The organism is Cellulomonas sp. IC4_254 (assembly GCF_011603975.1).
Classification (GTDB): Bacteria; Actinomycetota; Actinomycetes; order Actinomycetales; family Cellulomonadaceae; genus Cellulomonas.
Window position 1 is genome coordinate 1 of sequence record NZ_JAANNB010000300.1, and the last position, 2973, is coordinate 2973.

Annotated in this window: 5 protein-coding genes; 3 read left to right on the forward strand and 2 right to left on the reverse strand. The window is 76.8% G+C overall.

What is annotated here, in order from left to right; all coding sequences use genetic code 11:
- A partial coding sequence (locus G6556_RS18075) for a response regulator (RefSeq protein WP_240934712.1) occupies positions 1–993 on the reverse strand: 993 nt, incomplete at its 3' end.
- A gap of 135 nt (positions 994–1128) precedes the next feature.
- Between G6556_RS18075 and G6556_RS18080 the strand changes: the two genes are divergently transcribed.
- Positions 1129–1443, forward strand: a complete 315-nt coding sequence (locus tag G6556_RS18080) for a hypothetical protein (protein ID WP_166944432.1) — start codon at positions 1129–1131, stop codon at positions 1441–1443.
- Positions 1444–1549: 106 nt separating this feature from the next.
- Positions 1550–1888, forward strand: coding sequence for an STAS domain-containing protein (locus G6556_RS18085; RefSeq protein WP_166944434.1), 339 nt, complete (start codon positions 1550–1552; stop codon positions 1886–1888).
- A 15-nt stretch (positions 1889–1903) separates the two neighbouring features.
- Here G6556_RS18085 and G6556_RS18090 read toward each other — a convergent pair whose 3' ends face one another.
- Positions 1904–2224, reverse strand: a complete 321-nt coding sequence (locus G6556_RS18090) for a DUF2087 domain-containing protein (RefSeq protein ID WP_166944436.1) — start codon at positions 2222–2224, stop codon at positions 1904–1906.
- Between the two features lie 168 nt (positions 2225–2392).
- Between G6556_RS18090 and G6556_RS18095 the strand changes: the two genes are divergently transcribed.
- On the forward strand, positions 2393–2973 hold a 581-nt coding region (locus G6556_RS18095; RefSeq protein WP_166944438.1), incomplete at its 3' end, for a hypothetical protein.

The following is a 2973-nucleotide window of genomic DNA, read 5'->3' on the forward strand; positions in this document are numbered from 1 at the left end:
GCCGGTGTCCCGGACGATCTCCAGCGGCTCGACGGTGCGCCCGGTGCCGAACCGGGACCAGTACCGCGCGGTCGCGCGCACGAAGTCCGGCTCCAGGTACTCGCGGATGCCCGCCTGGGACGCGAAGCACGCGAGCATCGCCAGCTTGGTGTCCAGGTGGCCGTCGATCGTCACGAACCGGTTCGGCCGGAAGTCGACGGTGGCGGACGGGCTCTGGAAGCAGGCCACCATGCCGATCGCGCGGGTCGCGACCATCGTCGCGGCGTGCACGGCGCGGTGGTCCTGGTGCCGGTCGTTCGTGCTGTGCGTGTAGACGACCGCCGGACGCACCTCCTCGACCACCCGCTCGACGATCTCCAGCGTCGGCCCGGCGACCGGGACCTGGGTGTCCGCCAGGTCCTCGAGGACCAGCCGCGCGCCGATCACCGCGGCCGCGGCGAGCGACTCGCCCTGCCGGTGCGCGACGTCCCCGCCGCGCGCGCCGCGGGACAGCGTGAGGATCACGACCGGGTCGCCCGCCGCCCGGTGCGCCGCGAGGATCCCGCCCGCGCCGATCTCGACGTCGTCGGGGTGCGCCCCCACCGCGAGCACCACCGGCCGCGCCGCGAGCGCCGCACGGCGCCGCTCCCCCAGCCGGCGCACGACCTCCACGAGCTGGGCGGCGACGACCGGCTTCGTCAGGAACTCGTCGGCGCGCTGCCGCAGGGCGCCCACCGCGTACTCGACGGACACGTGCGCGGTCATCACCACGACGCCCACGTCCGGGGCCTGCTCGCGCAGGACGCCCGCGAGCTCCAGGCCCGACATGCCGGGCATCTCGATGTCCGTGACCACCACGTCCGGGTCGAACCGCGCGAGCGTGCCGGCGATGTCCGCGGCGTCGTGCAGCACGACCACCTCGCAGCCCGCCCGCCGCTCGAGCACGGTGCCGGTGTACGCGGCGACGTCGGGGTCGTCGTCCAGCACGACGACCCGGAGCGCAGAGCCGGTCAAGCAGTCCCCCAGGTGGTTCGGGTGGCGGACGAACCGCCGGGCCGCCCCGGCCATGCTCCCAGATGTTCCGGCGCGGCGGCGGAGCGGCCGCGAGGCCCCGCGCGCATGATGCGGTCATCGGACGGGGAGGCGACGATGCCGCACCACTCGGACCTGCCGCGCCTGGCGGCGCTCGACGACACGACGCTCGCGCGGGCGGTGACGGTGGCCGTCCACTCGCCCGACCCGTCGGGGGACGGCGACCTGGTGTGGACGCTGACGGTCCGGGACGGCGACGGCGAGCCGCTGGGTCGGGAGCGGCTGAGCGCCCCCGACTGGCCGACCCCGCTCGCCGAGATCATCGCGCCGCACCTCGACGTGGCGGGGCTGCGGGTGGTGGGCGCCTGGCGGACCGACCTGGGCGACGACGACCTCCCCCGGCACGAGGCCCACGTCCGCCCGGACGCCTGAGCGCCGGGGGGGTCACAGCACCTGGACGCGTGCCGCACAGGCCCGCGCGGTTGCCTAGGCTGGGGCGGTCCGGCGCACGCCGGTGCGCGCGGCGGAAGGGACGGACGTGGAGATCGCGGTGCAGCGGATCGGTGGGCCCGTGGTGGTCCTGCGGCCCCGGGGGCGGCTCACCGCGGGCGACGCCCCCGAGCTGCGCACGGTCGTCGCCGACCTGGTCGAGCAGGGGCGGACCAAGATCGTCGTCGACCTGGAGGAGACGACGTTCCTGGACTCCTCGGGCCTCGGCGCGCTGATCGCCGGGCTCCGCGCGACGCGCACCGCGGGCGGCGACCTCACGATCGCCCGGCCGACCGGGCAGGTGCTCGACGTGCTCACCCTGACGACGATGATCCGGGTGCTGCCGCCGCACGAGACCGTCGCGGACGCGTTCGCCGCGCTGTCCTGACGCCGCGGGTGCCCGTCAGACCGGGTCGAACTCCGTCACGCGGGTCCGCCAGTACTCCGCGCCGTCGCGGGTGCGGGTGACCAGGCCGGCCTCGACGAGCTCCCGGCGCAGTCCCACCGGGTCCCGGGCGAGCTCCGCGAGCCGGTCGGTGAGCACCCGCTCGCCGACCGGCTCCTCCAGGGGCAGCGCCCCCTGCGCGACCCACCGCAGCACGAGGTCGCGGTCCGCCCGGCGCCTGGGCAGGTTCTCGATCCGCCCGCGCACCAGGAACCGCTGCGGGTCCGGGTCGGCGGGCGCGGGCCGGGAGCCCGCGCGCGCGTCGTCGTCGTCAGCCATCCTGGGAGCCTAGGCAGCGGGCGGTCCGGATTCCCACCGGATTGTCGCGGACGACCACGATCGCTCGGGTGGGCGCGCGACGATCCGGTGGGGACCCGGGCGGCGCTGCGGGAACCGCCGTGCGGGCCGGGGCGTTCGACCCGGGTACCACGACGAGAGGGGACGATCATGGGCTTCCTGGACCGTCTGCTGGGCCGCGAGCCCCGGCAGCAGCAGCCGTACGGCCAGCCGGCGTACGGGCAGCAGCCGTACGGGCAGCGCCCGGGGTACGGGCAGCAGCCCTCCGACCCGGACCAGGCCGCGATCGAGCGCTACCGCTACCTGCTGCGGACCGCCCCGCCGGACGCGATCGAGCAGGCGCACGCCGAGGCGTTCGCGCAGCTGACGCCCGAGCAGCGCCGGCAGGTGCTCGACGGCCTCGCCGCCGAGGTGCCGCCCGCCGAGCGCGCCACCGACGACGACCCGCGCTCGCTCGCCCGGATGGCCACCCGCGCCGAGCTGCGGCAGCCGGGCACGCTCGAGCGGTCGTTCGGCCGGGCCGGCGGGGTCGGCGGCGGGTTCGGCGGCGGCGTGGGGATGGGCGGCATGATCGCGGGCTCGCTGCTCGCCAGCGTGGCCGGGGCGTTCGTCGGCACGGCGATCGCCGACAGCCTGTTCGACCTGTCCGACTCGGGTGACGCGGCGGCGGACGGCGACGCCGGCTCCGACGCGGACGCCGGTGCGGACGGGTACGCCGACGGCGGCGACGT